The following is a 25,586-nucleotide window of genomic DNA, read 5'->3' as shown; positions in this document are numbered from 1 at the left end:
GGCTCACCGGCCGCCGGGGGGCGGAAGCCGTCCCACCCCGGCGGCCGATGGAGCGTTCCGAACGGCCCGTGGCCGGAGCGTGGCGGGCAACGTGCCGAACAAAATCCGCGAAGGCCCCGTCGAACGGGATGACAACCGATCGGCAAGGGAGCGTGCGATGCGCAGGGTTCTGACGTCCGTGGCGGCGGCCGCCGCGGCGACGGTGACGGCTACGGGCATGGGCGCGAGTCACGCGGTCGCGGCACCGGTGGCGCGCGTGACGGCTGCGGTGACGGGCGCGGGCCAGGCGCCGGGCGCGGCCACGCTGCCCAAGGGGTTCCTGCTGGACGAGGCCAAGGTGAACGGCCCGCGCAGGCCGTGGGAGCACCTGAAGCTCACCGACAGCCTGAAGAAGCCCCTTGAGGTGAACCCGTGCGGCCGCAGGACCGCCCGCGACGGCCGCAGCGCGAGCCGCACGTTCACCTATGTGGCGGAGACCGTCTACCGGAGCGAGCAGGTCGTGCTCTACCCGTCGGAGCGGGCCGCGAAGGCGGCGATGAAGTCCGTACGCGCCGACCTGGCCGAATGCGGCACCGGAGGCCGGGGCCCGAACCGTCACTCGTACACGTGGAAGAGCACCGACGTCGGCGACGAGGCCCTCCGGGTCGGCGGCTTCTTCTTCGAGAACCGCTCCCGCACCGTCATCGTCCGCAAGGGGAGCGCGGTGGCGGTCTACGTCAGGACCGGCCTGGTGACCAAGAGCCTTCCGCTCTCCCAGTTCGGCCCGCTGATCAAGGACGCCCGGACGATGGCCGCCAAGCTCTGCGACCTCCCCGGCGTCTGCCGCCGGTGACCGCGTCAGGGACGGCCTGAGGGCGGCGCCACCGTTGGAACAGGCCGCTCCCCCAGCCCAGGCCCGGCAGCGTGAGGAACGCCTCCGCCTGGAGCGCGGAGACGCCGATGCGCGGCAGATCGCGGGCGGTCGGATAGACCAGGAACCTCGGCTCCCACAGCGGCCTGAACTTGGCGTTGAAGCGGTACAACGACTCGATCTGGAACCAGCGGGACAGGAAGACGAGGATGCCGCACCACGCGCGCAGCACCGGCCCCGCCCCCAGCCGCTCTCCCCGCGCCAGCGCGGAGCGGAACATCGCAAAGTTCAGCGACACTCTGGTCACGCCGAAGTCCGGCGCGGCCTGCAGGGCCCGCACGATCAGCAGTTCGTTGAGCCCGGGGTCGGCCTCGCGGTCGCGCCGCATGAGGTCGAGGGAGATGCCGTCGGCTCCCCAGGGCACGAAATGCAGGACGGCCCGGATGTCCCCGCCCGGCGGCTCCTCGCCCTCGGGCGTGGCCCGGTGGGCGGTGACCACCAGGCAGCCGGCGTCGGCGGGGTCGCCGAACCGGCCGAGCGCCATCGAGAAGCCCCGCTCGGTCTCAGTGCCTCTCCAGAAGTCGGCCGCGTTGCGGATGCGCTCGCGCTCCGCCTCGCTCAGATCGCCCGCCCGCCGCACCCGGCAGGTGTAGCCGAGCCGCTCCACCCGCTTGACCATCTGGCGCACGTTGCGCATGGCCCGGCCCTCCAGTGTGAAGGCGGCCACCTCCACGACGGCCTCGTCCCCGATCTCCAGCGCGTCGAGGCCGCCCTCTCTGGTCCACACCTCGCCGCCGGTCTCGCCGCATCCGATCACGGCAGGGACCCATGCGTGCCGCCTGGCCTCCTCCAGGAACCGCCTGATCGCGCCGGGCCACGCCTCCGGGTCGCCGATCGGGTCGCCGCTGGCCAGCATCACCCCGGCGACGACGCGGTAGGCCACGGCGGCCTTGCCGCTGGGCGAGAAGATCACGCTCTTGTCCCGGCGGAGCGCGAAGTATCCGAGCGAGTCCTGCCGGCCGTACCGGTCGAGCAGGGCCCGCAGACGCCGCTCGTCGTCCCCGGTGAGCGCCGCGACCGGCCGTTCCGGCCGGAGGGCCAGGTAGATCGTGGTGACGGCGGTGAGCGCGCCGAGCCCGGCGAGCGAGAAGTAGACCAGGTCACCGGTGCGCTCGGACGTGAACACGACCGGCCCCTCCAGGCCGACCAGGCCGAGCACGACGTGCCGCACCTGGTCGCCGAATCCGGGGTGGCCGGCGACCGTCCGGTGGTGCGTGGCGACGAGAATCCACCCGATCACGACGTCGAACGCGCCGAGCACCAGCAGGTTCCACAGCGCCCGCCAGCGCGAGCGCGGGTCGGACAGGGCGTAGAACTCCCGTCTGTTGACCAGCAGCACCACCCACAGGAGCAGCGACACCGACGCGGCGACCGGGTGCCGGTGCAGCCCCTCGAGCACGGTGCCCACCGGCAGCAGCACCACGACCGCGCGCCAGGCCCGTGCCTTACGCCGCCTGAGAGCGTGGGCAAGCATGATCAGCAAAATGCCGACCAGCAACGACGCCGTCTCGGCGAGCGTGGTGACACTGCCCGGCAGGACGCTCGCGATCTCGCTGATCCTGCTTCCGCGCAGGCGCGGGAACACGCCTTTGACGATGTCCAGGATGCCGATGAACAGCGCGGCGTACGCTGCCGCTGCGGGCACCCATGGACGCGCTATCCCGTTCCGGGAAATGTGTGTCCGACGGCTCACGGGACGAGACCTTAAATGGTGATATCCGCTCCGGGAGCAAGGATCGCGATCCTTAACCGCTCCCTTACGCCTCGCGAGTACCTTTACATGAACCGGCACCACGGGGGACTTTAGGAGAGGCCGGATTTGGAGCTCACAACGGCGCACGTGCAGGTCCTGTTCGTCGCGCTCGCCGTCGGCGGGCTGGTCGCGACGGTCTGGCTGTGGCCCCGGCTGAGCGGGCCGTCCTGGCGCTCCGTCGCCGCGCGGGTGGGCGTGCTGGTCGCGGACCAGACCCTGCTGCTGCTCGCGATCGCCGTCGTGGTCAACGCGTACTTCGGGTTCTTCGGCTCGTGGGGCGACCTGCTGGGGACGAACGCGGCCGACGCGCCCGCGATCACGGCAGGCTCGGCGGGTACGGCGGCCGGCGGGGCGGGCCTCGTCCGGGTGCTCGGCAGCAGGCCGGTGGAGGTCACCAGGCCGAAGGCCGGCCTGCCCGCGGGGCGCCTGGAGGAGGTGACGATCACCGGGGCGAGGACCGGACTGAGCTCGTCGGCGTACGTGTACCTGCCGCCGCAGTATTTCGACGCGAAGTACGCCGGCCGGCGCTTCCCGGTGATCCTCGGGCTGACCGGCTATCCGGGCGACGCGGAGAACCTGGTCACCCGGCTCGACATGCCCACGCTCACCGCGACCTCGATCCTCACCCACGAGATCGGCCCGACCGTGCTGGTGCTGATGCGCCCGACGGTCGCGCCGCCCCGGGACACCGAATGCGTGGACGTGCCGGGTGGGCCGCAGGTCGAGACGTACTTCACCTCGGACGTGCCGCGGGCGGTGGCCGCGACGTTCCGGGTCGGCACCGGAGCCGCCGGCTGGGGCGTTCTCGGCGAGTCGACCGGGGGCTACTGCGCGCTCAAGCTGACCATGCGGCACCCCGAGGCGTTCTCGGCCGCGGTGTCCCTGTCCGGATATTTCCACGCCCCGGTGGACGTGACCACGGGCGACCTGTTCGGCAGGAACCGGCGGCTCCGGGACGAGAACGACCTGATGTGGCGGCTGGCCAACCTGCCGGCCCCGCCGGTGTCCGTCCTGGTGGCGAGCAGCCGTCAGGGCGAGTCCGACTACCGGGCGACGACGGACTTCATAGGGGCCGTGAAGGCGCCCATGCGGGCGTCCTCGCTGATCCTGCCGAGCGGGGGCCACAACTTCGCCACCTGGAACAGGGAGCTTCCCCAGGCCCTGCCCTGGCTCGCCCAGCAACTGCACGCGCCCGCGCAGACGCCGTCCCGGTCCACGAGCGAACAGGAAACCAAGCGCCTGGCCCGCGGATCGCCCCGGCGGCCTCGCCCCGGCCGTCACTCGCTCGCCCACAAGGTCGCGAAGAGGAAGGCGCCGTAGGCCGGCGGGGCGGACGTGAGAGCCTCGCGCGGCCACCGGTATCCGTACGTCCCGTGATCGACCGGGGACACGCGGGTGAGGCGTCCCGGCGCGCGCGGAGGGGCGCCGGGTGATCCCGCCGGGCGGTGGATCAGCCCCGCTCGGCGGCCTCGACGACGTTGGCCAGCAGCATGGCCCGGGTCATCGGCCCCACTCCGCCGGGGTTGGGGGCGACGAAGCCCGCGACCTCGCGTACGTCGGGGGCCACGTCACCGGCGAGCTTCCCGTCGACCCTGGAGACGCCCACGTCGAGCACGGCCGCGCCGGGCTTGACCATGTCGGCGGTCACGAGGTGGGGCACCCCGGCCGCGGCGACCACGATGTCCGCCCGGCGCACGTGGGACGCCAGGTCCTGGGTGCCGGTGTGGCAGAGCGTGACGGTGGCGTTCTCCGTGCGGCGGGTGAGCAGCAGGCCCAGCGGCCGGCCCACGGTGATGCCCCGGCCGACCACGACGACCTCGGCGCCCTTGAGCGGCACGCCGTACTCCTGGAGGAGGACCACGATGCCGCGCGGGGTGCACGGCAGCGGGGCGTCGACCATGTGGACGAGCCTGCCCAGGTTGACCGGGTGGAGGCCGTCGGCGTCCTTGGCCGGGTCCATGCGCTCGATGAGCGCCTGGGTGTCCAGGTGGCGCGGCAGCGGCAGCTGGACGATGTAGCCCGTGCAGGCCGGGTCGGCGTTCAGCTCGTCGACCGCGGCCTCCACGTCCGCCTGGGTGGCGCTCTCCGGGAGGTCCTTGCGGATGGAGGTGATGCCGACCTCCGCGCAGTCGCGGTGCTTGCCCGCGACGTAGATCTGGCTGCCCGGATCGTCGCCGACGAGGATCGTGCCCAGGCCGGGGGTGACACCCCGGGCGGCCAGGGCCTTCACTCGCTCCGCCAGCTCACTCTTGATCTTGGCGGCGGTCGCCTTGCCGTCCAGAAGCCGCGCGGTCATGGCTCTCCCTGTCCTTCCGGATGATCCTTCCGGATGCTTTACCGTCCCCCCTCGCGCCGCTCGATGATCCGGCGGGTGAAGGGGATGAACTCCACGATCCGCCAACCGAAGTAGGCGGCCAGCGCGGCGACGGGCAGCAGCGCGATGGGGCTGTTCCACACGCCGTTCATCGTCGCGAAGGAGCTCATGATCGTATCAAGGGGCATGGAGGGACTCCGTGGGGAGGATGGGGTGGGGCGCTTCAGGCTAACCGCCCCATCGGGGTGATCGTGCCTTTTTCACCCCATCCATCCCAACAGCCGCCTCTCCGTGGCGGTACGTCGGCCTTCGCGATCAGTGGAAGAAGTGCCGGGTGCCGGTGAAGTAGAGCGTGATGCCCGCTTCCTTCGCCGCCTCGATGACCAGCTCGTCGCGGATCGAGCCGCCCGGCTCGACGATCGCCTTCACCCCGGCCTCCGCCAGCACCTGCAGGCCGTCGGGGAACGGGAAGTACGCGTCGGAGGCGCCGACCGACCCGGCCGCGCGCTCGCCGGCCCGGGAGACCGCCAGCCGGGCCGAGTCCACCCGGTTGACCTGGCCCATGCCGACGCCGACGGTCGCGCCGCCGGACGCGAGCAGGATCGCGTTGGACTTCACCGAGCGGCAGGCCCGCCAGGCGAAGGCCAGATCGGCCAGCACCTCGGGCGAGGCCGCCTCTCCGGCCTTGAGCTCCCACGTGGACGGGTCGTCGCCCGGCGCGTCCACCCGGTCCACCGTCTGCACGAGCAGGCCGCCGTCGATGCGGCGGAACTCCGCGACGTTCGACGGCCCCTGCGGGCAGGCGAGCAGGCGGATGTTCTTCTTCTCCCTGAGCACCTCGAGCGCGTCCGCCGCGAACGACGGCGCGACCACCACCTCCGTGAAGATCGGCGCGATCTGCTCGGCCAGCTCGCGGGTCACCTCGCGGTTGACCGCGATCACTCCGCCGTAGGCGGAGACCGGGTCGCACTCGTGCGCCTTGCGGTGCGCCTCGACCACGTCGGCGCCCACCGCGATCCCACAGGGGTTGGCGTGCTTGATGACGGCCACGCACGGCTCGGCGAAGTCCCAGGCGGCCCGCCAGGCGGCGTCGGCGTCCACGTAGTTGTTGTAGGACATCTCCTTGCCGTGGAGCTGCTCGGCGTTGGCCAGGCCGTTCTTGCCGCCGGTGTAGAGGGCCGCTCCCTGGTGCGGGTTCTCGCCGTACCGCAGGGCGGTCTTGCGCTTCCACGCCGCGCCCATGAAGGACGGCCATTCACCCTCGGGCGCGTACACGTTGGCGAACCAGGACGCGACCGCGACGTCGTAGGCGGCGGTGTGCGCGTACGCCGTGGCGGCCAGCCTCCTGCGCTCGGTCAGCGTGAAGCCGCCCTCCGCGACCGCGGCGAGCACCTCGCCGTACGCCGCGGGGTCGACGACCACGGCAACCGTGCCGTGGTTCTTGGCCGCCGCGCGGATCATCGCGGGCCCGCCGATGTCGATCTGCTCGACGCACTCGGCGTCGGAGGCGCCGGAGGCGACCGTGGCGGCGAACGGATACAGGTTCACCACCGCGAGCTGGAACGGCTCGATCTCCAGCTCCTCCAGCTGCTTGACGTGGGAGGGGTTGGCGCCGTCGGCGAGCAGCCCGGCGTGGACCCGCGGGTGGAGGGTCTTGACCCGTCCGTCCAGGCACTCGGGGAATCCGGTGAGCGACTCCACCTTCGTGACCGGCACGCCGTAGGAGGCGATCGCGGCGGCGGTGCCGCCGGTCGACACGATCTCCACGCCCGCGGCCTCGAGCCCCCGCGCCAGGTCTTCGAGACCCGTCTTGTCGTAAACGGTGATCAGCGCACGGCGGATGGCGATGCGGGTCACTTCGTGATCCTTCCAGGTGTCGGGCCTTCTGCGGCCTGTTCTGCGACTCGTCCCGTTCCCAGGCGCACGGTCCGCCCGGTCAGGGTCCAGCCCTCGCGGGCCATGCGGCCCACCGTGTCGACGAGGAGGCGTCGCTCGACCGTCTTGATGCGCTCGTGCAGCGACTCCTCGTCGTCCCCCTCCCGTACGGGCACCGCCTCCTGGGCGATCACCGGGCCCGTGTCCACGCCGGCGTCGACGAGGTGGACCGTGCAACCGGTGACGCGGACGCCGTACGCGAGGGCGTCGCGCACGGCGTGCGCGCCCGGGAAGGCGGGCAGCAGCGCCGGATGAGTGTTGACGACGGGGAACGCGCCCAGCACGCGGGAGCCGAGGATCTTCATGAACCCGGCGGAGACCACCAGGTCGGGCTTGTGCTCGGCGATGCGCCCGGCCAGCCGCTCGTCCCACTCCTCCCGGGTGGGGTGGTCGCCCACCCGCTCGACGAACGTGGGGACGCCGGCGCGCTCGGCCCGGGCCAGGCCCTCGATGCCGGTGCGGTCGGCCCCGACGGCCACGACGGTCGCGCCGAACGCGTCGTCTGCCGCCGCGTCCAGCAGCGCTTGCAGGTTGGTCCCCGAACCTGAGACGAGGACGACGAGCCGGACGGACAGAGCGGAACTCCTTCGTGAGCTGCCTTCGTTTTGCAGGTGATTGCCGGGAGATGGTTCCTTAGAGAGTGGTCGAGCGTGGAGGGCCGTCCCTCGACGCAGCTAAAGCGTATCGGGCGCCGGCCATCACGACTTACGACGGGCTATGCGGAACGCGAGGCGAGGAGACCGTGACAACACCCCTACAGACGCCGACCCCTGCAACCGGAGGGCGCAGGGCCCTCGTGCTCGCCATCATGGCGCTCGTCTTCACGCTGATGCTGCCGGCGGCCGGGCTGGCGCTGTCACTGTTCGCGATCGTCGTCGCGATCCGTGACCTGCGCCTGCTCAACCGCGAACGACGCGGGATCGGGATGGCGACCGGAGCCGTCGTGCTCTCGTCGCTCGCGTTCGTCCTGGGCATCGTGACCACGGGATTCCAGCTCTACTTCTCCGACGAACTCACCGCGTACAACGAGTGCCGCAAGGGCGCGGGCACGGTGACGGCCCAGCAGGACTGCTCCGAGCAGCTGATGCGGGCGTTCGAGCGGAAGATGGGCGTGGCCTGGCCCGCGGGCGTCCCGGCGCCCGCCTGACCGCACGACCGCAGGTGAGCCGTCCGCGCCGTCGCGAACGGCTCACAGGTCTTGCCTTTGACGCGCGGGTCAGGGGTTAGCGTCGCGGGGCCCGTGCGGCTGTGCCGCACGAGCGGTTCCCCTCCGACACCGTAGGAGTTCCCCATGCCCCGAACCCTGCCCCGCGCCGCACGGGAGATCCGGCTCGCCGAGGTTCCGTCCGGCCTTCCCGGCCCCGAGCACCTGACCGTGGCCGAGGTCCCGCTGCCCGTGCCGGGGGCCGGTGAGGTCCTGGTGCGCAACCGCTGGTTCCAGGTCTTCCCTTCGCTGCGCACACTGATCGCCGGTGGCGTGCCGGGCACGCCCTTCCCTGCGCTTCGTCCCGGGGACGCGCTGTTCGGCCCGGCCGTCGGCGAGGTCGTCACGGCGCCCTTCGTCGAGGGCACGGATGACGGCGGTCTGCGGCCGGGCGACCTGGTCGCGCACTTCCAGGGCTGGCGTGAGTACGCCGTGGTCCCCGTGTCCGCGCCGCTGGGGGACGCCCTGCCCGATCCGGCCGCGCACCTGGCTTCTGGCGCCACCGCGTACGCCGCCCTGACCCGGATCGCCCGCCTGCGTGCGGGCGAGACGGTGCTCGTCACCGGGGGCGCCGGAGGCGTCGGGTCGCTCGCCGGCCAGGTCGCCCGGCTGTTGGGCGCGGCACGCGTGATCGGCACCACCGGCTCACCGGCGAAGGCCGAGCGCATGACCGCCGAACTCGGCTACGACGCGGTGGTGCTCCGCGACGGGAGCCCGATCAGCGGGCGGCTGGCCGAGGCGGCGCCCGACGGCGTCGACGTGGTCGTCGACACCGTCGGCGGCGAGCAGCTTCAGGCGGCGGTGGCCGCGGCGCGGCCCGGTGCCCGCCTCGTCGTGGTCGGCACCCTGGCCACGCAGCTGTCGGCCGCGTCCGGCGGCACGACGGCCCCGGTGGAGCTGGACGCCTTCCAGCTCATCGCCAAGAACATCACCCTCCGCGGCCTCACCGGCGTCGGCGACGAGATCCACGCGGAGTGGACGGAGCGTTTCGGCGCCTGGCTCCGCTCGGGGGCCGTCGTCTTCCCGCACACACGGATCGCGGGCATCGAACGCGCGCCGCGGGCGTTGCGTGAGTTGTTCGAGGGGCGGCACGTGGGAACGGTCGTCGTAGAAGCCTGAGCACGGCACAGGAGGTCTCATGCGGATCGGCGACGCCGCGGCGGCGGCCGGGACCACGCCACGCGCGTTGCGCCTGTACGAGCAGCGCGGGTTGCTCCTGCCGCCCCCGCGGACCTCGTCAGGCCAGCGGGAGTACGGCCCGCGGGACATCGCCCGCATCCGCCTGGTGCGCCAGCTGCTCACCCTCGGCCTGACCATCGAGGACGTCGCCCGCTGCGCCGACCGCCTCGACCTGCTGGAGGGCGACACGCTCCCGCCGTACGGCAGCCCCGGCTGCTCCGGCGGCAGCGGCGGCGGAAGCGGCGTCGTGCAACGCCGGATCGCCGCCCTGGACGCCGAGATCGCCCGCCTGACGGACCTGCGGGACCGCCTCGCCTCGGCCGTCGCCGAGCCGCCTCGGAGGGCTCAGTCGCGGTCCCAGGCGTAGGGATCGACGTAGATGACGTGACCCCCGCGGTCGTCGCTCTCGTCCACGATGTCCTTGCGCGGCTTCGGCGGGGGGCTCGGGGCACGACGCTTCGCGGCCGGTTTGCGCGGGATATCGGCTATAGGGGGAATGGCGCCGGCCCGCCGCGTGCCCATGTCGTCGAAGGTCTCCGCCGCCGCCGCGGCGTGCTCGTCGGTCCAGTCGTCCCTGATGACCGGGATCGGCTGGGTGTCCGCCTCGGTGGCGTCCAGCCAGTGGCCGGGCAGGTGGGCGCCGCGGGCGGGCCGCACCCGCCCGGCCGCCTTGGCGATCACGGCGCCGGCCTTCCGCACCGGCTCGGGCGGGGTGGCCGGCCGCCGGGAGATCAGCCACCAGTTCGCGATGCCGGCCGAGATGCCGGCGGCCACGCCGACCTCGAGCGTGACCGACAGCGCCACCTCCCAGGGAGACGGCCCCACCGCGGCCAGGCCCGCCCCGCCGAGCGGGCCGCCCGACAGCGCGGCGAGCGTTCCCGCGACGAGGCCGGAGGTGATCCCGCAGACGAACCCCCACAGCGGCGCGGCCTCGATCGACGGGGTCGGCGCGACGCGGGCCGTCACCACGCCGGCGACCGCCCCGGCCGCGAACGGCACCGCGATCACGCCCATGACCCAGGCGGGCGCGGCGCCGGACGACGGCAGGGCGCCCAGCAGCGGCAGCATGGGCACCGCGCTCAGCTTGACCCCGGTGGGAGCGACCAGCGTCCCGGCGCCCACCGCGAACCCAGGCCCCGAGATGTACGCCATGCCCCAGATGACGGCGTTGAAGAAGTAGAGGACCTCCAGGAGCAGGAGCAGCAGGCCGCCGACCACTCCGGGGCTGAGGACCTCCGACATCTGCTGGATCCGGGCGAAGTTGACCACCACCGACCCGAGGACCAGCACGGCCCCGGCCACGAGCATCAGCGAGGTCGCGACGGCCGTGCCGACCACGAGCGACCGCGGGCGCTCGGGCAGCAGGCGCAGCATCGACCGCCACGGCCCGATCGTGCGGGCGGTGGCCACCGAACCGGAAACGAAGGCCAGCAGCAGGTGGCTGATCAACGCCTCCCCCAGGAACGGCCGCATGACCTCGTTGCCGGAGACGAGGGCGATCACCCCGGCGAGCAGCGCGTACGGCGCGGCCAGTGAGATGCCGGCCTGGGCGATGAGCGCGAGCTGGGCGCGGCGCCGGGCGTTCTCGAGGTCGCGCGGCGTGCCCTTGGGCAGCCGGGCCGGCATCCGCACCCGCAGGTCGGCGTCCCGCGCCATCCACAGGCCGGCCCGGTAGAGCAGCACCCCCGGCAGGATCATCAGGCCGATGGGCAGCAGGCCCACCCGGCCGCCGGGGATCGCGAAACCGCCGTGGTGGGCGGCGAGCCAGAGCTGGCAGGCCGTGCGGAAGACGCCGGGCAGGCCCTCGCCGAACGGCCCGCGGGGCGCGGCCATCCAGCCGATGAGCGTGAGCGTGGTGAGCACGGCGAGGCCGACGCCGAGCGTCCCGACCGCGGCCAGCATGCCGGAGACGGGGAGCGGACGGCGGGTCTCCTCGTCGTCGCCGCCGCCCATGCGGCCGAGCACGGCGCGGGGAGCGGTCCTGAATTGATCGAGAAGGCCCGTCACGCTACCGCATCATCCCAGCCCCGCGGCCTCCCTCCACGTCGCCACGCCGAGGAGTACGCAATCCGGACGCATTGGCACGCGTACCGGCCGGGCCCGAAAACGACCGCGACCTTGCGCTCGCACCACCGCGGCGGTGGGAGCGCAAGGTCGCGGACGACAGTCGGATGTACGCGCGATCAGCGGCTGGACATGATCTCGCGCATCAGGCGGGCGGTCTCGCTGGGCGTGCGGCCGACGCGGACGCCGACCTTCTCCAGGGCCTCCTTCTTGGCCTGGGCGGTGCCGGCGGAGCCGGACACGATCGCGCCGGCGTGGCCCATGGTCTTGCCCTCGGGCGCGGTGAACCCGGCGACGTAGGCGACGACCGGCTTGGTCACGTGCTCGTCGATGTAGGCCGCCGCGCGCTCCTCGGCGTCGCCGCCGATCTCGCCGATCATCACGATCGCGTCGGTCTCCGGGTCCTCCTGGAACGCCTGGAGGGCGTCGATGTGCGTCGTGCCGATGACCGGGTCGCCGCCGATGCCGACGCAGGTGGAGAAGCCGATGTCACGCAGCTCGTACATGAGCTGGTAGGTCAGCGTGCCGGACTTCGACACCAGGCCGACGCGGCCCTTGGTGGTGATGTCGGCCGGGATGATGCCCGCGTTGGAGGCGCCAGGCGAGGCGATGCCGGGGCAGTTCGGGCCGATGATGCGGGTCTTGTTGCCCTTGGAGACGGCGTACGCCCAGAACTCGGTCGTGTCGTGGACCGGCACGCCCTCGGTGATGACCACGCACAGCGGGATCTCGGCGTCGATGGCCTCGCGGACGGCGGCCTTGGTGGCGGCCGGGGGCACGAAGACGACGGACACGTCGGCGCCCGTCTGCTCCATGGCCTCCTTGACCGTGCCGAAGACCGGAAGGCCCTCGTGCGTGATGCCGGCCTTGCGGGCGTTCACGCCTCCCACGACCTTCACGCCGGCGGCGAGCATGCGGCGGGTGTGCTTGGTGCCCTCACCACCGGTCATGCCCTGAACGATGATCTTGCTGTTCTCGGTGAGCCAGATAGCCATTACGCACCTACCGCGGCGAGCTCGGCGGCGCGCTTGGCCGCTTCGTCCATGGTGTCGACCAGCTCGACCCGCGGCAGCGCGGCGTCGGCCAGGATCTGCCGCCCCAGGGCGGCGTTGTTGCCGTCCAGGCGGACGACCAGCGGGTGGGTCACTTCCTCGCCCCGGCTCTGCAAGAGCTGGAAGGCCGAGACGATGCCGTTGGCGACGGCGTCGCAGGCGGTGATGCCGCCGAAAACGTTCACGAAGACCGACTTCACCGACGGGTCGGACAGGATGATCTCCAGGCCGTTCGCCATGACCTCGGCCGAGGCGCCGCCGCCGATGTCGAGGAAGTTGGCCGGCTTGGGCTGGCCGGTGAACTCCTCACCCGCGTACGCCACGACGTCGAGCGTGGACATGACCAGGCCCGCGCCGTTGCCGATGATGCCGACGTTGCCGTCCAGCTTGACGTAGTTGAGGTGCTTCTCCTTGGCCCGGGCCTCCAGCGGGTCCTCCGCGGCCTTGTCGACGTACGCGGCGTGCTCCGCCTGGCGGAAGTTCGCGTTGTCGTCGAGGGTGACCTTGCCGTCGAGCGCCTTCACCTGGCCGTCGGCCGACAGGATCATCGGGTTGACCTCGACGAGCGAGGCGTCCTCGTCGACGAAGACGGCCCAGAGCTTCTCGATCAGCTCGGCGGCGCCGTCCAGCGCCTGCTGCGGCAGGCCGCCCGCCACCGCGATCTCGCGGGCCCTGGCGCGGTCGACGCCCGTCAGCGGGCTGACCGGCACCTTCGCCACCTTCTCCGGCGCGGTGTGCGCGACCTCCTCGATGTCCATGCCGCCGGAGGCGGAGCAGATGGCGAGGAAGGTGCGGTTGGCACGGTCGAGAAGGAAGGAGAAGTAGTACTCCTCCGCGATCTGGCTGGCCTCCTCGATCAGGACCTTGTGGACCGTGTGGCCCTTGATGTCCATGCCGAGGATCTGCGTCGCCTTCGCCTGCGCGTCGGCGGCGTCGTCGGCCACCTTCACGCCGCCGGCCTTGCCGCGCCCGCCGGTCTTGACCTGGGCCTTGACGACAACGCGTCCGGTGAGCTGCTCGGCAGCCGCCCGCGCCTCCTCCACGGTGTGCGCGACGATTCCGCGCGGCACCGGGATGCCGTACTCCGCGAAGAGCTCCTTCGCCTGATGTTCGAACAGGTCCACGAGGGTCCGTCCCTTTTGATGTCCGAGGCCGGGCGCCGTCGTCCCGCCCGGCGTTTCCGCGCATGAAGCCTAGTCCCCGTACGAGCGTGGGCGCGTCGTCGGGTCCCACTGGAGCCTTGCCAACAACTCTCATGTACGGCAAGGTTGGGCAAAATACCTAAACGGTGGCTGGGACCGCCGAACGGACCCATTCCACGATCTCCTGCGTCGTGGACCCGGGCGTGAAAATCCTGGCGACCCCCATCTTCGCGAGTTCGGGGATGTCGGCCTCGGGGATGATGCCCCCGCCGAACACGACGATGTCCTCGGCGCCCTCCTCACGCAGGACCTCGAAGAGCCGGGCGAACAGCGTCATGTGCGCGCCGGACAGGATGGACAGCCCGATCGCCGCCGCGTCCTCCTGGATCGCCGTACGGACGATCTGCTCCGGGGTCTGATGCAGCCCCGTGTAGATGACCTCCATGCCCGCGTCGCGCAGCGCCCGCGCCACCACCTTGACTCCGCGGTCGTGCCCGTCGAGCCCCGGCTTCGCGACGACGACCCGAATCCTGCCTGCCATGAAGACCTCCCTACGGTGCCCGCTGCCCGAAGCGTAACCGCCGCCCGGGGCCCGGCCCCCGAACGGCCCCGCGTCAGCCGCCCACCGGCCGCTCCCGCCGCAGCGCATGCGGACCGTCCACGAGTCCCGGCTCTCGATACGGCGAGGAGTTCGATGGCCCGCAATCAAACGTTTCGTGGCGGCGAATTGATAATCAACTGGCATAACGGGCCACTAGCTGAAGACTCACAGGAAATGTGGATTATCGTGACTTTCCTGTGATCATGGTTCGAGAAGATTCCCCGGCTGCCCTCGTGATCATGAGGGCACTTACGGGAGGAATCACCTTGAAGCGAGCACTCATGGCGCTGGCGTGCGCCGCGACGGCCGCCCTCGTGGCGCCCGCCGTCGCCGCCCCCGCGCAGGCTCAGACCTCTACTCAGGCGCAGGCCCCCGCCGCCGACCCGGTGGCGGCGCTGCGCCAGCAGTTCGCCGCCGGCCACGGCGTGCGGTTCGTCTCCTCGGGCACGCTGAGCATGGCCGGCGTCACGGCCGTCAAATTCACCTCGAACGGCGGAATGGCCTTCGGCCGGTCCGGCGTCGTCGCCTCCGACAGCACGCAGAAGATGAAGTACAGCGACCTGCTGAAGAAAGAAGACGAGGACCTGAAGGACGCGGAGAAGCCCCTTCACTCGATCGTCATCGGCGGGACGGGTTACCTCTCGGGCGGGGTCTTCTCGAGCCTGCTGCCCGAGGGCAAGAGCTGGCTGCGCCTCCCCGGACAGCGGCCGGGCTCCTCGTCGAGCCTGGGCGAGTTCGTGAACCCCATCGACTGGCGCAGCCTCAAGACGGTCCTCGCGACCACCAGGGCCAAGGGACCGGGCGGCAGCGTCAACGGTGCGAAGACCACGCTCTACCGCGGCACGATCACGCTGGCGCAGCTCATGAAGGTCAGCCCGGGCATCAAGGACAGCTTCGGCGGCCTGGGATCCAACCCCGCCAAGACCGTGGTGTCCTGGAAGCTGTGGATCGGCTCCGACCAGCTCGTCCGCCGCGCCTCGGCCACCGCCGACCTGAAGACGAAGGTCAAGGACGACTACGTCACCTTCACCCTCACCGACGACACCACGTACGCCGGCTGGGGCAAGAAGGTGACGGTCAAGGCGCCGCCGAAGAGCCAGGTCGCCAACCTGACCGACCTCGACGGCGACGTGCCGGACACGACGGGCACCGTCATCCTGCCCAACGACTGAACCGGCGGCCGGCCCTGACGGCGGCCACCCGGACTCCATGACACGCCCTCGGCCCCCGGCGGTCCGCACGGCCGCCGGGGGCCGTGGGGCCGGTCAGAGCTCGCCGATCAGAGCTTGTCGATCGGGGCGTAGGCGAGAAGCAGGGTCTTCTCGCCCTCGCTGCCGAAGTCGATCTTCACGCGCGTCTTCTCGGCCTGACCGTCCACCGCCACCACGGTGCCGAGCCCGAACGTGTCGTGGGTGACCCTGTCGCCCGGCGACAGGTTCGGGATCTGCCGGCCACCGGTCTTCTGCGCGGGAGCCGTACGGGCGGCCGGGCGGGAGGTCGCGGCGGACCAGGCGGTCTTGCCCGGGTCGCCGCGCCACTCGACCAGGTCGCCCGGCACCTCGGACAGGAAGCGCGAGGCGGGGTTGAACGAGGGCGCGCCCCACGCCGAACGGACCGCCGACCTGGACAGGTAGAGCCGTTCCTTGGCCCGGGTGATGCCGACGTACGCCAGCCTGCGCTCCTCCTCCAGCTCCTTCGGGTCGCTCAGCGAGCGCATGTGGGGGAAGACGCCGTCCTCCATGCCCGTGAGGAACACCACGGGGAACTCCAGGCCCTTGGCGGTGTGCAGGGTCATCAGCGTGACCACGCCGCCGCTGTCGTCGCCGTCGGGGATCTGGTCGGCGTCGGCGACCAGCGAGACCTGCTCGAGGAAGTCGACGAGCGTGCCCTCCGGGTTCGCCTCCTCGAACTCGGCGGCCACCGAGATCAGCTCGTTGAGGTTCTCCAGCCGGCTCTCGTCCTGTGGGTCGCCCGAGGTCTCCAGCTCCGTCCGGTAGCCGGTGGAGCTCAGCACCTCCTCCGCGAGGTCGGACAGCGGAAGCTCCTTGCCGCGCAGTTCGTCGAGCAACGTGACGAAGTCGCGGATCGCGTTCAGCGAGCGGGTGGCCACCCCCGGCGCCTCGTCGGCCCGGCGCAGCGCCTCCCAGAAGGCGATGCGCTCCCGGTTGGCGAACGCCTCGATCATCGCCTCGGCGCGGTCGCCGATGCCGCGCTTGGGCACGTTGAGGATGCGCCGCAGCGACACCGTGTCGCTCGGGTTGGCCAGGACCCGCAGGTAGGCGAGCAGGTCCTTGACCTCCTTGCGCTCGTAGAACCGCACCCCGCCCACGACCTTGTACGGCAGGCCCGTGCGGATGAAGATCTCTTCGAACACGCGGGAGGCGGCGTTCGTGCGGTAGAAGACCGCCACGTCGCCGGGGGTGACGCCGTGGTCGTCGCCGAGCCGGTCGACCTCCTGCGCGACGAACATGGCCTCGTCGTGCTCGTTGTCGGCCGCATAGCCGATGATCTTCGAGCCCGCGCCCTGGTCGGACCACAGGTTCTTCGGCTTACGGCCCTCGTTGCGAGAGATGACCGAGTTGGCGGCGTTCAGGATCGTCTGCGTGGAGCGGTAGTTCTGCTCCAGCAGGATCGTCCGCGCGTCCGGATAGTCGCGCTCGAACTCCAGGATGTTGCGGATCGTCGCGCCGCGGAAGGCGTAGATCGACTGATCGGCGTCGCCGACGACCACCAGCTCGGAGGGCTCGACGCCCTCCCGCACCACGTCACCGTCGGCGGTGCGCACCTCGGGCCGTCCGACCAGCTCACGGATCAGCATGTACTGCGCGTGGTTGGTGTCCTGATACTCGTCGACCATCACGTGCCGGAACCGCCGCCGGTAGTGCTCGGCCACATCGGGGAAGAGCTGGAACAGCGTGACCGTCAGCATGATCAGGTCGTCGAAGTCCATCGCGCCGGCCTCGGTGAGCCGCCGCTGGTAGGTGCGGTACGCCTCGGCGAGCGTCCGCTCCAGATGGGTCGAGGCCCGGTCGGCCGCCGTCTCGTAGTCGATCAGCTCGTTCTTGAAGTTGCTGACCTGGGCCGAGAAGGACCGCGGCGGGTAGCGCTTGGGGTCGAGGTCGAGCTCACGGCACACCATCGCCATGAGCCGCTGGGAGTCGGCCTGGTCGTAGATCGAGAAGCTGGAGGAGAAACCCAGCCGCTTGGCCTCGCGCCGCAGAATCCGCACGCAGGCGCTGTGGAACGTCATGACCCACATGGCCCTGGACCGCGGCCCGATGAGTCTGTCGACCCGCTCCTTCATCTCCCGGGCGGCCTTGTTGGTGAAGGTGATCGCGAGGATCTCCCCCGGCTGGACGTCACGCTCCGCCAGCAGGTAGGCGATGCGATGCGTCAGCACCCTGGTCTTCCCGGAGCCGGCCCCGGCGACGATCAGCAGCGGACTGCCCTGGTGGGTGACGGCGTCCCGCTGCTGCGGGTTGAGGCCGTCGAGCAACGGATGAGTGGCGGCTCGGGTGGACACTCTCCTTAGGTTATGGCCGCGCGCCGACATTCGGAGCCCACTCGCCCGGCAAGTCACGTTTAAGGTGATGTGCCGGACCATGAGGAGGGGCTGCTCGTGCTGGACGAGGCGGATATCAAGAAGGTGCTGGTGGTCGTCGCACACCCCGACGACATCGACTTCGGCGCGGCGGGGACGGTCGCCCGGCTGACCGAGGCGGGGGCCGAGGTGGCGTACTGCCTGGTCACGGATGGCGACGCGGGCGGGTTCGACCGTGCGATGGACAACGGCGGCATGGCGGCGCTGCGCCGGACCGAGCAGACGGCCGCGGCCAAGTGCGTGGGCGTGAGCGACCTGCGCTTCCTCGGCTATCAGGACGGCGCGGTCGAGCAGACCCTCGGCCTGCGGCGGGACATCGCCCGGGTGATCCGCCAGGTGCGACCGGACCTGGTCGTCACCTCGACCCCCGAGCGCAACTACGCGCGGATCAGTCCGAGCCACCCCGACCACCGCGCGGTCGGCGGCGCCACCCTCGACGCCGTCTACCCCGACGCCCGCAATCCCTACGCCTTCCCCGAGCTGCTCGCCGACGAGGGCCTGGAGGCCTGGACCGTCCGCGAGGTGTGGCTCACCGGCGGCATGACCCCCGACCACTACGTCGACGTCACCCTGACCGTGGACCGCAAGATCGCCGCGCTGCGCGCGCACGAGAGCCAGACCTCGCACATCCCCGACCTGGACGGCATGATCAGGGGCATGCTCTCCGGTCACGCCGCCGCCGCGGGCCTCCCCGAGGGCTCGTACGCGGAGGCGTTCCAGCGGGTGATCACCGCCTGAGCCGGGCGGACCGGTCCTCCACCCCCGGGTGGAGATCGCCTGATCTCCACCCCGGTTCTCCACCCGCGCGCCGATCCGGTGCGCGCCCGGTCTTCCTACCGTCATGCGCATGGAAACCACGCAGATCGTCGTCCTCGCCCTCGCCGTCGTCGCCTTCGTGATCTACCGGCAGATGAGGCCGAGGCCCGTCGCCAGGCCCGTGGGCCTGATCATCGCCGCCGTGATGGTCCTGGCCGGTTTCAGCGGCGGCGGGCTCGTCGACCCCCGTCACACGGCGCTGAGCCTCGCCGTGCTCGTCGCGGAACTCCTCGTGGCCGCCGGCCTCGGTGTGCTGCGGGCCATGACGACGCGGGTGTGGCGCGACCAGCACGGCGTGGCGTGGTCGCAGGGCGGCGTCGCGACCCTGATCGCCTGGGTGGGCTCCGTCGCCGTGCGGGTGGCGATGATCGCCCTGACCTCCCTGCTCGGCCTCGCCTCGTCGCAGACCTCCGTGCTCCTGTTCGTCGGGGTGACCCTCGGTGTCCAGTTCCTCGTCGTCGCCCGGCGGGCGAGCGCCCTGCCCACCGTCCCCGTGCCGGGTGTCCAGACGGCCCGCTAACGTCGGGGCGTGCCCAGTCGTGACGGACATGCCGAGGCCGGCCCGGAATCCCGCCGCAGGAACGCGATCGCCGGCGCGTGCCTGCGGCTGGCCGTGATCGCCCTGCTGGTCGGCGGGCAGGGGACCAGCCCGCCGGGGTTCGGCCTGACCGGCGACCGGCTCGCCGTCACCGCGCTGACCGCCGCGATCGCCGTCACACTGACCCTCATGGTCGTCATCCGGCTGCGGGCGATCCTCCCCGGACGCTGGAACGACGGCCCGGCGGAGGCCGTCCTCATCGGGCTCACCCTCGTGGCGACCATCGCCCTCGACATGGTCTCGGACAGCGGCCCGGCCGTCGCCGTGCTCATGTTCAGCGTCGGGGCCGCGGCAGTACGGCACCCGCTCAGCCGGTCGCTGCCGCTCCTGCTGCTGGCGCTCGCGGGCCTGGGATCGAGCGTCACGGGACTGCTACCGCCGCCGATCACCCCCGAAGCGCACCAGCGCGACCTCAGCCTGTGCGTGTCGATCTGCGTGGTCTTCGCGGTCGCCTACGCCATCAGGCAGCGCAGGGCCGCCACTGCCGCCCAGGCGGGCGAGGCCGTGCTGGCCGAGCGCGCCCGGATCGCCAGGGAGATCCACGACATCCTCGCGCACTCCCTGTCGGCGCAGATCGTGCACCTCGAAGGCGCCCGGCTGCTGCTGCGCGCCGACCGGTCGCAGGAGGCCCTCGACCGGGTCGAACGCGCCCGCGAGCTGGCCAAGCAGGGCCTCGAAGAGGCGCGCAGAGCCGTGGCCGCGCTCCGCGACGACGCCCAGCCGCTGCCCGCCGCGCTGGACGCGCTCGCCGAGGAGTTCCGCGACGCGACCGGTGAGGAGTGCGCCGTCGTCGTCTCCGGGGTCGAACGCCGCCTGCCGCCCGAGACCGAGCTGGCGATGATCCGCACCGCCCAGGAGGCCGTCACCAACGTGCGGCGGCACGCCCCGGGCTCCCCCGCCACCGTGAGGCTGAACTTCGGCGACCGGGAGTGCGAACTGGAGGTCGTCAACCCCCCGAGTGACGAGCCCGGGACGCCGGGAGGAGGATACGGTCTCGTGGGCATGCGCGAGCGCGCCGAACTCCTGGGCGGCACCCTGGAGGCGGGCGAGACCGAGGACGGTTTCCTGGTCCGGCTGCGGGTGCCGGCATGACCGCCCGCGTGCTCGTGGTCGACGACCAGGCCGTGGTGCGCGACGGGCTCGTCCTGCTGCTCGGCCTGCTGCCGGACATCGAGGTGGTGGGGTCGGCGTCCGACGGCGAGGCCGCGCTCCGCCTGGTCGCGGACGAACGGCCCGACGTGGTGCTCATGGACCTGCGCATGCCCCGGATGGACGGGGTCGAGGCCACCCGCAGGATCCGCGCCGAGTTTCCGGACACCCAGGTCGTCGTGCTCACGACGTACACCGACGACGAGTCGGTCTTCGCCGCGCTGCGCGCCGGGGCGCGCGGCTTCCTCACCAAGAGCGCCGACGCCGAGGAGATCGCCCGCGCCGTGACCACGGTGATGAACGGCGACGCGCAGCTCGACCCCGGCGTGCAGCGCCGCCTTCTGAACACCGTCACCGGCGCGGGCGGCGACACCGGCACCGCGCCCCCCGGCGAGACGCCCGGCCCGGCCGCCGCGCCGGCTCACCGGTCGCGGTTCTCGCCGCGCCACGCCCGCGAGACGACCCGGGCGGGCCGGAGGCCGGGAGCGGGGACGCCCCCGGACGCCGGGACGTCGCCAGACGCCGGTACGCCGCCCGACGGGCTGACTCCGCGCGAGGCGGAGGTCCTGCGGCTCATCGCGCGCGGCCTGTCGAACGCCGAGATCGCCGCCGGCCTGTTCATCAGCGAGGCCACGGTCAAGACGCACATCAACAACCTCTTCGCCAAGGTCCGGGTGCGCGACCGCGCCCAGGCGGTCGCGTACGCCTACCGGACCGGTTTGGCCGACCCCCGCGAGGGCTGATCCAGGCGGCGGGCCACCCGGGCGGCGGCGTAGCCGAGGGAGTTCGTCGCCAGGTGGAGCAGCGCGGGCGCGAGCAGCCCGGCGCGGTGGCGCAGCCCGTGGAAGACGAGCCCGGCGACCGCGGTGGACGCCACCGTCCCCGCCACCAGCCGTCCCGTCTCCAGCCGCGCCGTCTTCATGGGGCCGGCGGCCTCGTCCGGGGTCTCCCCGGCGGTCAGCCGGCCGAGGGCGGGGTTGGCCCTGGCCATGTCCATGGCGGGCAACACGTGCCACAGTCCGAACAGCGCGGCCGAGGCGGCGACGGCCGTACGTGGCGGGAGCGAGCGGCCGAGCAGGGCGGGCAACGCGCCGCGGAAGCCCACCTCCTCCAGCAGCACGGTCCCGAAGGGCACCTGGACCAGGGCCTCCTCCAGCACCCGGCGGCGCGACAGCGCCAGCGCGCGCTCGTCGTGGAACAGCGCGCGGGTGCGGGGGTGGGCGACGCCCGCCGCGTAGACGGCCGCGACGCCGGCGGCGAGCGCGCCCCCGGTCACGGCGCCGGCGCGGGCGCGGCGGAAGCCCAGCTCCCGCCAGGTCAGCCCCTCCCCGCGGGCGATCAGCAGCAGCGTGCCGGTCGCGGCCGCCGAGGTCAGCGGCGCCCACTGCCGGGCGACCCGGTTGTTGAGCACGTTCGCGGCCGTGAGCACCCCGAGACAGGCCACCGTCGCAGGCTTCATCCGTCCTCCACCTCACTCATGACCGGCCCCCTCCGACAGGAGCCCGCGCAGCGCGTCGACGTACGGCTGGGCGGCGCCGCGGTGGCGACGGGAGGTCGCGATGCCGATGAAACGGGACGGGCTGGGCGGCTCAAGGGGGATCGCGACCACGTCGAGGCCCGGCGTGAGCGAGATCTCCGGGATGAGCGCGACGCCCACGCCCGCGGTGACCAGGGACTGCGCGAAGAAGTAGTCGGTGGCGCTGCACGAGATCCGCAGCTCGAAGCCCGCCAGCTCGGCGTAGCGGCGAAGGAGGTCCACGGTCTTCAGGCATCCGAGGATCCAGCGTTCGGCGGCGAGCTCGGCCAGATGAAGGCGGGCGCGCCCGGCCAGAGGATGCGTACGCGGGAGGACGACCCGGAGCGGGTCGGCGATCAGCGGGGTCCAGTTCATGCCGGAGCGGTCACCGGGACGGACGGGCGGGGGCCCGTCGAAGTGGTAGGCGAGGGCGAGATCGGCGCGGCCCTCCCGGATCAGGGGCAGGCTGTCCTCCGGTTCGCGTTCGAGGATCGTCAGCTCGGCCTCGGGGTGCTCGGCGACGAAGCGGGTGAGCGCCGGCGGCAGGAGGCGGCGGCCCCCGCTGGCGAACGCCGCGATCGTGAACCCGGCCCGCGCGGTGGAGAGCCGGTCGATGCGCTCCTGGGCGTCGGACAGTTCGGCGGCGATGGCCTCGGCGGCATCGACGAGCATGCGCCCCGGCTCGGTGAGGACCACCCCTCGCGTGCTGCGTTGCACCACGGGGACGCCGAGGCCGCGTTCCAGTGCGGCGATCTGCTGTGAGACGGCCGAAGGGGTGAACCGCAGGGCGGCGGCCGCGCGGTTGAAGCTGCCGTGGCGGGCGACCTCACGCAGAACTCCGAGCCGGTGCACGTCGATCAACAGTTTTCCTTACGACTGGCTAAGAAGATCGCCACTACCGCTGACGACTATACGTGGACACTCTGGTGGTCGTGAGCGAGATGTGCATCATCGGCGGGAGCCGATACTTCGGCAGGCGGCTGATCGAGAACCTGCGGGACGCGGGGACGGCGGTCACGGTCTTCACTCGTGACGAGGCGTTCGACTTCGTCAGCGTCCGGACCGCGCACGTGCTCGGCGGCGCGGACTTCACCGGAAGGCTCGCGCACTACGTCCGCAGGATCCGGGCCGGCCTTCCGGTGATCGTGCATGAGGATCCCCGGCCGGCGTCGTTCATCCACGAGCGGGAGATCGCGCGGTTCCTCGCCTGGGCCGCGCGGGCGGACTTCACCGGCCCGGTCAACGCCGCCTCGCACGGGACCCTGGACGTACGGCAACTGTGCGCGGCCATCGGTGAACCCGTGTACGCGGTCGGCGAGGACACCTCGCCGTTCTCCTTCGACCGCGGCTACGCCATGGACAACGGGCGCGCCACGGCTCTCGGCTTCCGCTTCTCTCACGTCGCCGACTGGCTGCCGTCGGTCGTCCAGGAGGCGCTCGCCGGGGCCGCCGAGCCGACGCTCACCGCCGACGAACTCGCCGAGCTCGACCGGCCGTGAGGAGATGGCCTCAGCAGGTCCCCATTCCCTCGGTGTAGCCGTGGGCGAAGTACTGCTGGCGCTGTCGCGGGGTGCCGTGGGCGTCCGGCGCCAGCCAGATGTCGGTGGGGTCGCCCGCCGCCTGGAGGTTGGCGAGCAGTTCCTCCTCGTCGCCCTGCTCCGTGTTCAGCACTCCCACCCGGATCAGGCCGCTCAGCGCGGCGCCCGCGTAGCAGTCGGCCTGGAGCTCCCGCTCCACGTTGAAGCGGAAGTCCTCGACGAGCTGGGCCTGCACGGCGTGCCCCAATTCATGCGGGATCACGACATAGACCGCCCCGTCGCCCATCTGGTCGTACATCGCCTTGAGCCAGGCCGCGTCGTAGGCGATGAAATGGCCGTAAGGACAGTAGAAGGCGTTCTCCGGCACGGCCGCCTGCCCACCGCAGTCGGGACCGTTGGCACCCTGATAGGCGACGAAGCGGGTGATCGGGCGGTAGGTCCCGCCGTTCTCCTGGAAACGTTGCGACCAGAACCACTCGGTGAGACACCGGGCCAGCTTGACGTCGCCGGGGAAGTCGTCGCCGGTGCTCTCGCACGGCGTCTTCCGGGATGCCGCGTCCCCCGGCTGGGCCCGGTCGGGCGGGGAGCCGGTGAGCGTGCCACAGGACGCGACGAGGACCGCCAGGAGCAGCAGCACGGCCAGTGTTCGGCGGGTCATTTGAATGTGAATACCCATTTAGGCGGCAAAGATTTGCGCTTCTCGCCGAACGCGAGAGTTTTACATTCCCCAGGTGTGGACGGGCTCGTTGGTGTGCATGTGCTGCAGGTAGCGGAGCGTCATGCGGCGCAGCGCCTCGTGGTCCCCGCCGAACGCGCGGGCCGTCCTGACCTGCCAGTCCGCCCCCGTACGCCCGGTCACGCAGCGCCGCTCGATGATGCCGAGCAGCCGGTCGCGCTGGACCGGGTCGACCTCCCACAGGTCGAGCCCGTGGTAGGCCATGGGCAGCAGCCTGCGCAGGATCAGCTCGGCGGCGGGCACCTCCCCCAGGCCCGGCCAGTAGAGGCGGGCGTCGAGGCCGTGCCGCGCGGCGTTGCGGAGGTTGTCCTCGGCGGCGGCGAAGGACATGCGCGTCCACACGGGCCGCTCGGCCGCCGGGAGCACGCGCATGAGCCCGTAGTAGAACGCGGCGTTGGCGGCGATGTCGGCCACCGTCGGCCCGGCGGGCAGCACGCGGTTCTCCACCCGCAGGTGGGGGACGCCGTCCGAGACGTCGTAGACGGGCCGGTTCCATCGGTAGACGGTGCCGTTGTGCAGGCGCAGCTCGTGCAGCTCGGGCACCCCGCCCTCGTCGAGGACCCGCCTCGGGTCCTCCTCGTCGCATAGGGGCAGCAGTGCGGGGAAGTAGCGGACGTTCTCCTCGAACAAGTCGAAGACCGACGTGATCCACCGCTCCCCGAACCAGACGCGCGGCCGCACGCCCTGAGCCTTCAGCTCCTCGGGCCGGGTGTCGGTGGCCTGCTCGAACAGGCTGATCCTGGTCTCGCGCCACAGCTCCTTGCCGAACAGGAACGGCGAGTTGGCCGCGACCGCGACCTGCGGACCAGCGATGACCTGGGCCGCGTTCCAGTGGTCGGCGAACGTCTCGGGGCTGACCTGCAGGTGGAGCTGCACGCTCGTGCACGCCGCCTCGGGGGTGATGCTGTCGGCGTAGGTGTCGAGCCGCTCCACCCCCTCGATCATGAGGTGCAGATCCTCGCCACGGGCGGCGAAGATCTGCTCGTTCAGCAGCTTGTAGCGGGGGTTGGCCGACAGCGTCCCCTCGCTGACGTCGCTCTCGCGCAGCGTCGGCAGGATGCCGACCAGCATGAGCTGCCCGCCGACACGCGCCGCCCGCTCCTGCGCCCGGTTGAGGCGCAGCCGTACGGACTCCTCCAGCAGGCGGCTGCCCTCGCCGGACAGCACCTGCGGCGGAATGTTGATCTCGACGTTGAACTGGCCCAGCTCCGTCGCCCAGTCGGGCTCCGCGATGGCGGCCAGGACCTCGGCGTTCTTCATCGCCGGCTCGCCCCTGGAGTCGACCAGGTTCAGCTCGATCTCCAGGCCCATCTGGGGCCGGTCGAACCCGAACCGCGACTCCCGCAGCATCCCGGCCAGGACGTCCAGCGACAGCTTCACCTTGTCCCGGTAGCGACGGCGGTCCTCCCGGCTGAAGGAGACGGAGGGTACGTCACGGCCCATCCACTGAGCGTCGCACGTCAAGGGGCGATCGCACC

At 71.9% G+C, this 25,586-nt stretch carries 25 protein-coding genes; 11 read left to right on the top strand and 14 right to left on the bottom strand.

Annotated elements, in window-relative coordinates; translation table 11 throughout:
- The first annotated feature begins 157 nt into the window (after nucleotides 1–157).
- The gene (locus HHX35_RS10075; protein WP_182898589.1) at nucleotides 158–832 is read left to right on the top strand and encodes a hypothetical protein; all 675 of its coding nucleotides are present in this window, start codon (nucleotides 158–160) and stop codon (nucleotides 830–832) included.
- On the opposite strand, the gene HHX35_RS10070 is transcribed toward HHX35_RS10075, so the two are convergent.
- On the bottom strand, nucleotides 771–2,555 hold the full coding sequence (locus HHX35_RS10070; RefSeq protein WP_220505246.1) for a phosphatidylglycerol lysyltransferase domain-containing protein: 1,785 nt from the start codon (nucleotides 2,553–2,555) through the stop codon (nucleotides 771–773). The genes HHX35_RS10075 and HHX35_RS10070 overlap by 62 nt on opposite strands.
- Before the next feature lie 174 nt (nucleotides 2,556–2,729).
- Here HHX35_RS10070 and HHX35_RS10065 point away from each other — a divergent pair, with 174 nt between their 5' ends.
- The gene (locus tag HHX35_RS10065) at nucleotides 2,730–3,983 is read left to right on the top strand and encodes an alpha/beta hydrolase family protein (RefSeq protein WP_182898587.1); all 1,254 of its coding nucleotides are present in this window, start codon (nucleotides 2,730–2,732) and stop codon (nucleotides 3,981–3,983) included.
- 130 nt (nucleotides 3,984–4,113) lie between these two features.
- On the opposite strand, the gene HHX35_RS10060 is transcribed toward HHX35_RS10065, so the two are convergent.
- The 4 genes from HHX35_RS10060 to purN form a co-directional block, all read right to left on the bottom strand.
- The gene (locus tag HHX35_RS10060) at nucleotides 4,114–4,959 is read right to left on the bottom strand and encodes a bifunctional methylenetetrahydrofolate dehydrogenase/methenyltetrahydrofolate cyclohydrolase (RefSeq protein ID WP_182898586.1); all 846 of its coding nucleotides are present in this window, start codon (nucleotides 4,957–4,959) and stop codon (nucleotides 4,114–4,116) included.
- A 38-nt stretch (nucleotides 4,960–4,997) separates the two neighbouring features.
- The gene (locus HHX35_RS10055; protein WP_167769247.1) at nucleotides 4,998–5,165 is read right to left on the bottom strand and encodes a hypothetical protein; all 168 of its coding nucleotides are present in this window, start codon (nucleotides 5,163–5,165) and stop codon (nucleotides 4,998–5,000) included.
- 127 nt (nucleotides 5,166–5,292) lie between these two features.
- Nucleotides 5,293–6,834 (bottom strand): bifunctional phosphoribosylaminoimidazolecarboxamide formyltransferase/IMP cyclohydrolase, encoded by a 1,542-nt coding sequence (gene purH, locus HHX35_RS10050; protein ID WP_182898585.1) that lies wholly within the window; start codon nucleotides 6,832–6,834, stop codon nucleotides 5,293–5,295.
- Entirely contained in the window at nucleotides 6,831–7,487 is a 657-nt protein-coding gene (gene purN / locus HHX35_RS10045) for a phosphoribosylglycinamide formyltransferase (protein ID WP_182898943.1), read from the bottom strand. Before purN ends, purH begins: the two co-directional genes overlap by 4 nt.
- Nucleotides 7,488–7,654: 167 nt before the next feature.
- Here purN and HHX35_RS10040 point away from each other — a divergent pair, with 167 nt between their 5' ends.
- From HHX35_RS10040 to HHX35_RS10030, 3 genes are all read left to right on the top strand, one after another.
- Complete coding sequence (locus HHX35_RS10040) at nucleotides 7,655–8,059, top strand: hypothetical protein (protein ID WP_182898584.1); 405 nt, start codon at nucleotides 7,655–7,657, stop codon at nucleotides 8,057–8,059.
- A 144-nt stretch (nucleotides 8,060–8,203) separates the two neighbouring features.
- Entirely contained in the window at nucleotides 8,204–9,235 is a 1,032-nt protein-coding gene (locus HHX35_RS10035) for an NADP-dependent oxidoreductase (protein WP_182898583.1), read from the top strand.
- 19 nt (nucleotides 9,236–9,254) lie between these two features.
- Nucleotides 9,255–9,662, top strand: coding sequence for a MerR family transcriptional regulator (locus HHX35_RS10030; protein ID WP_182898582.1), 408 nt, complete (start codon nucleotides 9,255–9,257; stop codon nucleotides 9,660–9,662).
- On the opposite strand, the gene HHX35_RS10025 is transcribed toward HHX35_RS10030, so the two are convergent.
- The 4 genes from HHX35_RS10025 to HHX35_RS10010 all read right to left on the bottom strand — a co-directional run bounded on the left by HHX35_RS10025 (nucleotide 9,641) and on the right by HHX35_RS10010 (nucleotide 14,094).
- Entirely contained in the window at nucleotides 9,641–11,302 is a 1,662-nt protein-coding gene (locus HHX35_RS10025; RefSeq protein ID WP_182898581.1) for a DUF6350 family protein, read from the bottom strand. The genes HHX35_RS10030 and HHX35_RS10025 overlap by 22 nt on opposite strands.
- 176 nt (nucleotides 11,303–11,478) lie before the next feature.
- On the bottom strand, nucleotides 11,479–12,354 hold the full coding sequence (gene sucD / locus HHX35_RS10020; RefSeq protein WP_079318281.1) for a succinate--CoA ligase subunit alpha: 876 nt from the start codon (nucleotides 12,352–12,354) through the stop codon (nucleotides 11,479–11,481).
- On the bottom strand, nucleotides 12,354–13,535 hold the full coding sequence (sucC, locus tag HHX35_RS10015) for an ADP-forming succinate--CoA ligase subunit beta (protein WP_182898580.1): 1,182 nt from the start codon (nucleotides 13,533–13,535) through the stop codon (nucleotides 12,354–12,356). Before sucC ends, sucD begins: the two co-directional genes overlap by 1 nt.
- Nucleotides 13,536–13,692: 157 nt before the next feature.
- Nucleotides 13,693–14,094 (bottom strand): cobalamin B12-binding domain-containing protein, encoded by a 402-nt coding sequence (locus HHX35_RS10010; RefSeq protein WP_076433118.1) that lies wholly within the window; start codon nucleotides 14,092–14,094, stop codon nucleotides 13,693–13,695.
- A 326-nt stretch (nucleotides 14,095–14,420) separates the two neighbouring features.
- On the opposite strand from HHX35_RS10010, the gene HHX35_RS10005 reads away from it, so the two are divergent.
- Nucleotides 14,421–15,326, top strand: coding sequence for a hypothetical protein (locus tag HHX35_RS10005; RefSeq protein WP_182898579.1), 906 nt, complete (start codon nucleotides 14,421–14,423; stop codon nucleotides 15,324–15,326).
- A gap of 107 nt (nucleotides 15,327–15,433) precedes the next feature.
- Here HHX35_RS10005 and pcrA read toward each other — a convergent pair whose 3' ends face one another.
- Nucleotides 15,434–17,707, bottom strand: a complete 2,274-nt coding sequence (gene pcrA, locus HHX35_RS10000; RefSeq protein ID WP_182898578.1) for a DNA helicase PcrA — start codon at nucleotides 17,705–17,707, stop codon at nucleotides 15,434–15,436.
- Nucleotides 17,708–17,773: 66 nt separating this feature from the next.
- Between pcrA and HHX35_RS09995 the strand changes: the two genes are divergently transcribed.
- The 4 genes from HHX35_RS09995 to HHX35_RS09980 all read left to right on the top strand — a co-directional run bounded on the left by HHX35_RS09995 (nucleotide 17,774) and on the right by HHX35_RS09980 (nucleotide 21,061).
- Entirely contained in the window at nucleotides 17,774–18,493 is a 720-nt protein-coding gene (locus HHX35_RS09995) for a PIG-L deacetylase family protein (protein WP_182898942.1), read from the top strand.
- A 109-nt stretch (nucleotides 18,494–18,602) separates the two neighbouring features.
- Nucleotides 18,603–19,091 carry a hypothetical protein gene (locus HHX35_RS09990; protein WP_182898577.1) on the top strand — a complete coding sequence of 163 codons (489 nt, stop codon included), beginning with the start codon at nucleotides 18,603–18,605 and terminating at the stop codon, nucleotides 19,089–19,091.
- Between the two features lie 9 nt (nucleotides 19,092–19,100).
- Nucleotides 19,101–20,261, top strand: a complete 1,161-nt coding sequence (locus tag HHX35_RS09985) for a sensor histidine kinase (RefSeq protein WP_182898576.1) — start codon at nucleotides 19,101–19,103, stop codon at nucleotides 20,259–20,261.
- A complete protein-coding gene (locus HHX35_RS09980; RefSeq protein ID WP_182898575.1) occupies nucleotides 20,258–21,061 on the top strand; it encodes a response regulator transcription factor in 804 nt (267 codons plus the stop codon). The genes HHX35_RS09985 and HHX35_RS09980 overlap by 4 nt, the downstream gene beginning before the upstream one ends.
- On the opposite strand, the gene HHX35_RS09975 is transcribed toward HHX35_RS09980, so the two are convergent.
- Both HHX35_RS09975 and HHX35_RS09970 read right to left on the bottom strand, forming a co-directional pair.
- A complete protein-coding gene (locus HHX35_RS09975; RefSeq protein ID WP_182898574.1) occupies nucleotides 21,025–21,777 on the bottom strand; it encodes a CPBP family intramembrane glutamic endopeptidase in 753 nt (250 codons plus the stop codon). The two genes, HHX35_RS09980 and HHX35_RS09975, sit on opposite strands and share 37 nt — an antisense overlap.
- A 12-nt stretch (nucleotides 21,778–21,789) precedes the next feature.
- Nucleotides 21,790–22,686: a LysR substrate-binding domain-containing protein gene (locus tag HHX35_RS09970; protein ID WP_310739041.1), complete on the bottom strand. Its 897-nt coding sequence runs from the start codon at nucleotides 22,684–22,686 to the stop codon at nucleotides 21,790–21,792.
- Between the two features lie 62 nt (nucleotides 22,687–22,748).
- On the opposite strand from HHX35_RS09970, the gene HHX35_RS09965 reads away from it, so the two are divergent.
- Entirely contained in the window at nucleotides 22,749–23,333 is a 585-nt protein-coding gene (locus HHX35_RS09965; protein ID WP_220505245.1) for a hypothetical protein, read from the top strand.
- Nucleotides 23,334–23,343: 10 nt separating this feature from the next.
- On the opposite strand, the gene HHX35_RS09960 is transcribed toward HHX35_RS09965, so the two are convergent.
- Both HHX35_RS09960 and HHX35_RS09955 read right to left on the bottom strand, forming a co-directional pair.
- Nucleotides 23,344–24,030, bottom strand: a complete 687-nt coding sequence (locus HHX35_RS09960; protein WP_182898572.1) for a neutral zinc metallopeptidase — start codon at nucleotides 24,028–24,030, stop codon at nucleotides 23,344–23,346.
- A 60-nt stretch (nucleotides 24,031–24,090) separates the two neighbouring features.
- Nucleotides 24,091–25,551 carry a glutamate-cysteine ligase family protein gene (locus HHX35_RS09955; protein ID WP_182898571.1) on the bottom strand — a complete coding sequence of 487 codons (1,461 nt, stop codon included), beginning with the start codon at nucleotides 25,549–25,551 and terminating at the stop codon, nucleotides 24,091–24,093.
- Nucleotides 25,552–25,586 lie beyond the last annotated feature (35 nt).

The organism is Microbispora sp. H10830 (assembly GCF_014161375.1).
GTDB classification, from domain to species: domain Bacteria; phylum Actinomycetota; class Actinomycetes; order Streptosporangiales; family Streptosporangiaceae; genus Microbispora; species Microbispora catharanthi.
The sequence above is the reverse complement of the archived record's forward strand: the minus strand, read 5'-3'. Positions and strand labels throughout refer to the sequence as shown.

Coding starts and splice junctions, on each gene's coding strand:
- HHX35_RS10075 (WP_182898589.1), top strand. CDS start 158: ATGCGCAGGGTTCTGACGTCCGTGGCGGCGGCCGCCGCGGCGACGGTG.
- HHX35_RS10060 (WP_182898586.1), bottom strand. CDS start 4,959: ATGACCGCGCGGCTTCTGGACGGCAAGGCGACCGCCGCCAAGATCAAG.
- HHX35_RS10055 (WP_167769247.1), bottom strand. CDS start 5,165: ATGCCCCTTGATACGATCATGAGCTCCTTCGCGACGATGAACGGCGTG.
- HHX35_RS10035 (WP_182898583.1), top strand. CDS start 8,204: ATGCCCCGAACCCTGCCCCGCGCCGCACGGGAGATCCGGCTCGCCGAG.
- HHX35_RS10030 (WP_182898582.1), top strand. CDS start 9,255: ATGCGGATCGGCGACGCCGCGGCGGCGGCCGGGACCACGCCACGCGCG.
- sucD (WP_079318281.1), bottom strand. CDS start 12,354: ATGGCTATCTGGCTCACCGAGAACAGCAAGATCATCGTTCAGGGCATG.
- HHX35_RS10010 (WP_076433118.1), bottom strand. CDS start 14,094: ATGGCAGGCAGGATTCGGGTCGTCGTCGCGAAGCCGGGGCTCGACGGG.
- pcrA (WP_182898578.1), bottom strand. CDS start 17,707: ATGTCGGCGCGCGGCCATAACCTAAGGAGAGTGTCCACCCGAGCCGCC.
- HHX35_RS09990 (WP_182898577.1), top strand. CDS start 18,603: ATGGAAACCACGCAGATCGTCGTCCTCGCCCTCGCCGTCGTCGCCTTC.
- HHX35_RS09980 (WP_182898575.1), top strand. CDS start 20,258: ATGACCGCCCGCGTGCTCGTGGTCGACGACCAGGCCGTGGTGCGCGAC.
- HHX35_RS09975 (WP_182898574.1), bottom strand. CDS start 21,777: ATGAAGCCTGCGACGGTGGCCTGTCTCGGGGTGCTCACGGCCGCGAAC.
- HHX35_RS09960 (WP_182898572.1), bottom strand. CDS start 24,030: ATGACCCGCCGAACACTGGCCGTGCTGCTGCTCCTGGCGGTCCTCGTC.
- HHX35_RS09955 (WP_182898571.1), bottom strand. CDS start 25,551: ATGGGCCGTGACGTACCCTCCGTCTCCTTCAGCCGGGAGGACCGCCGT.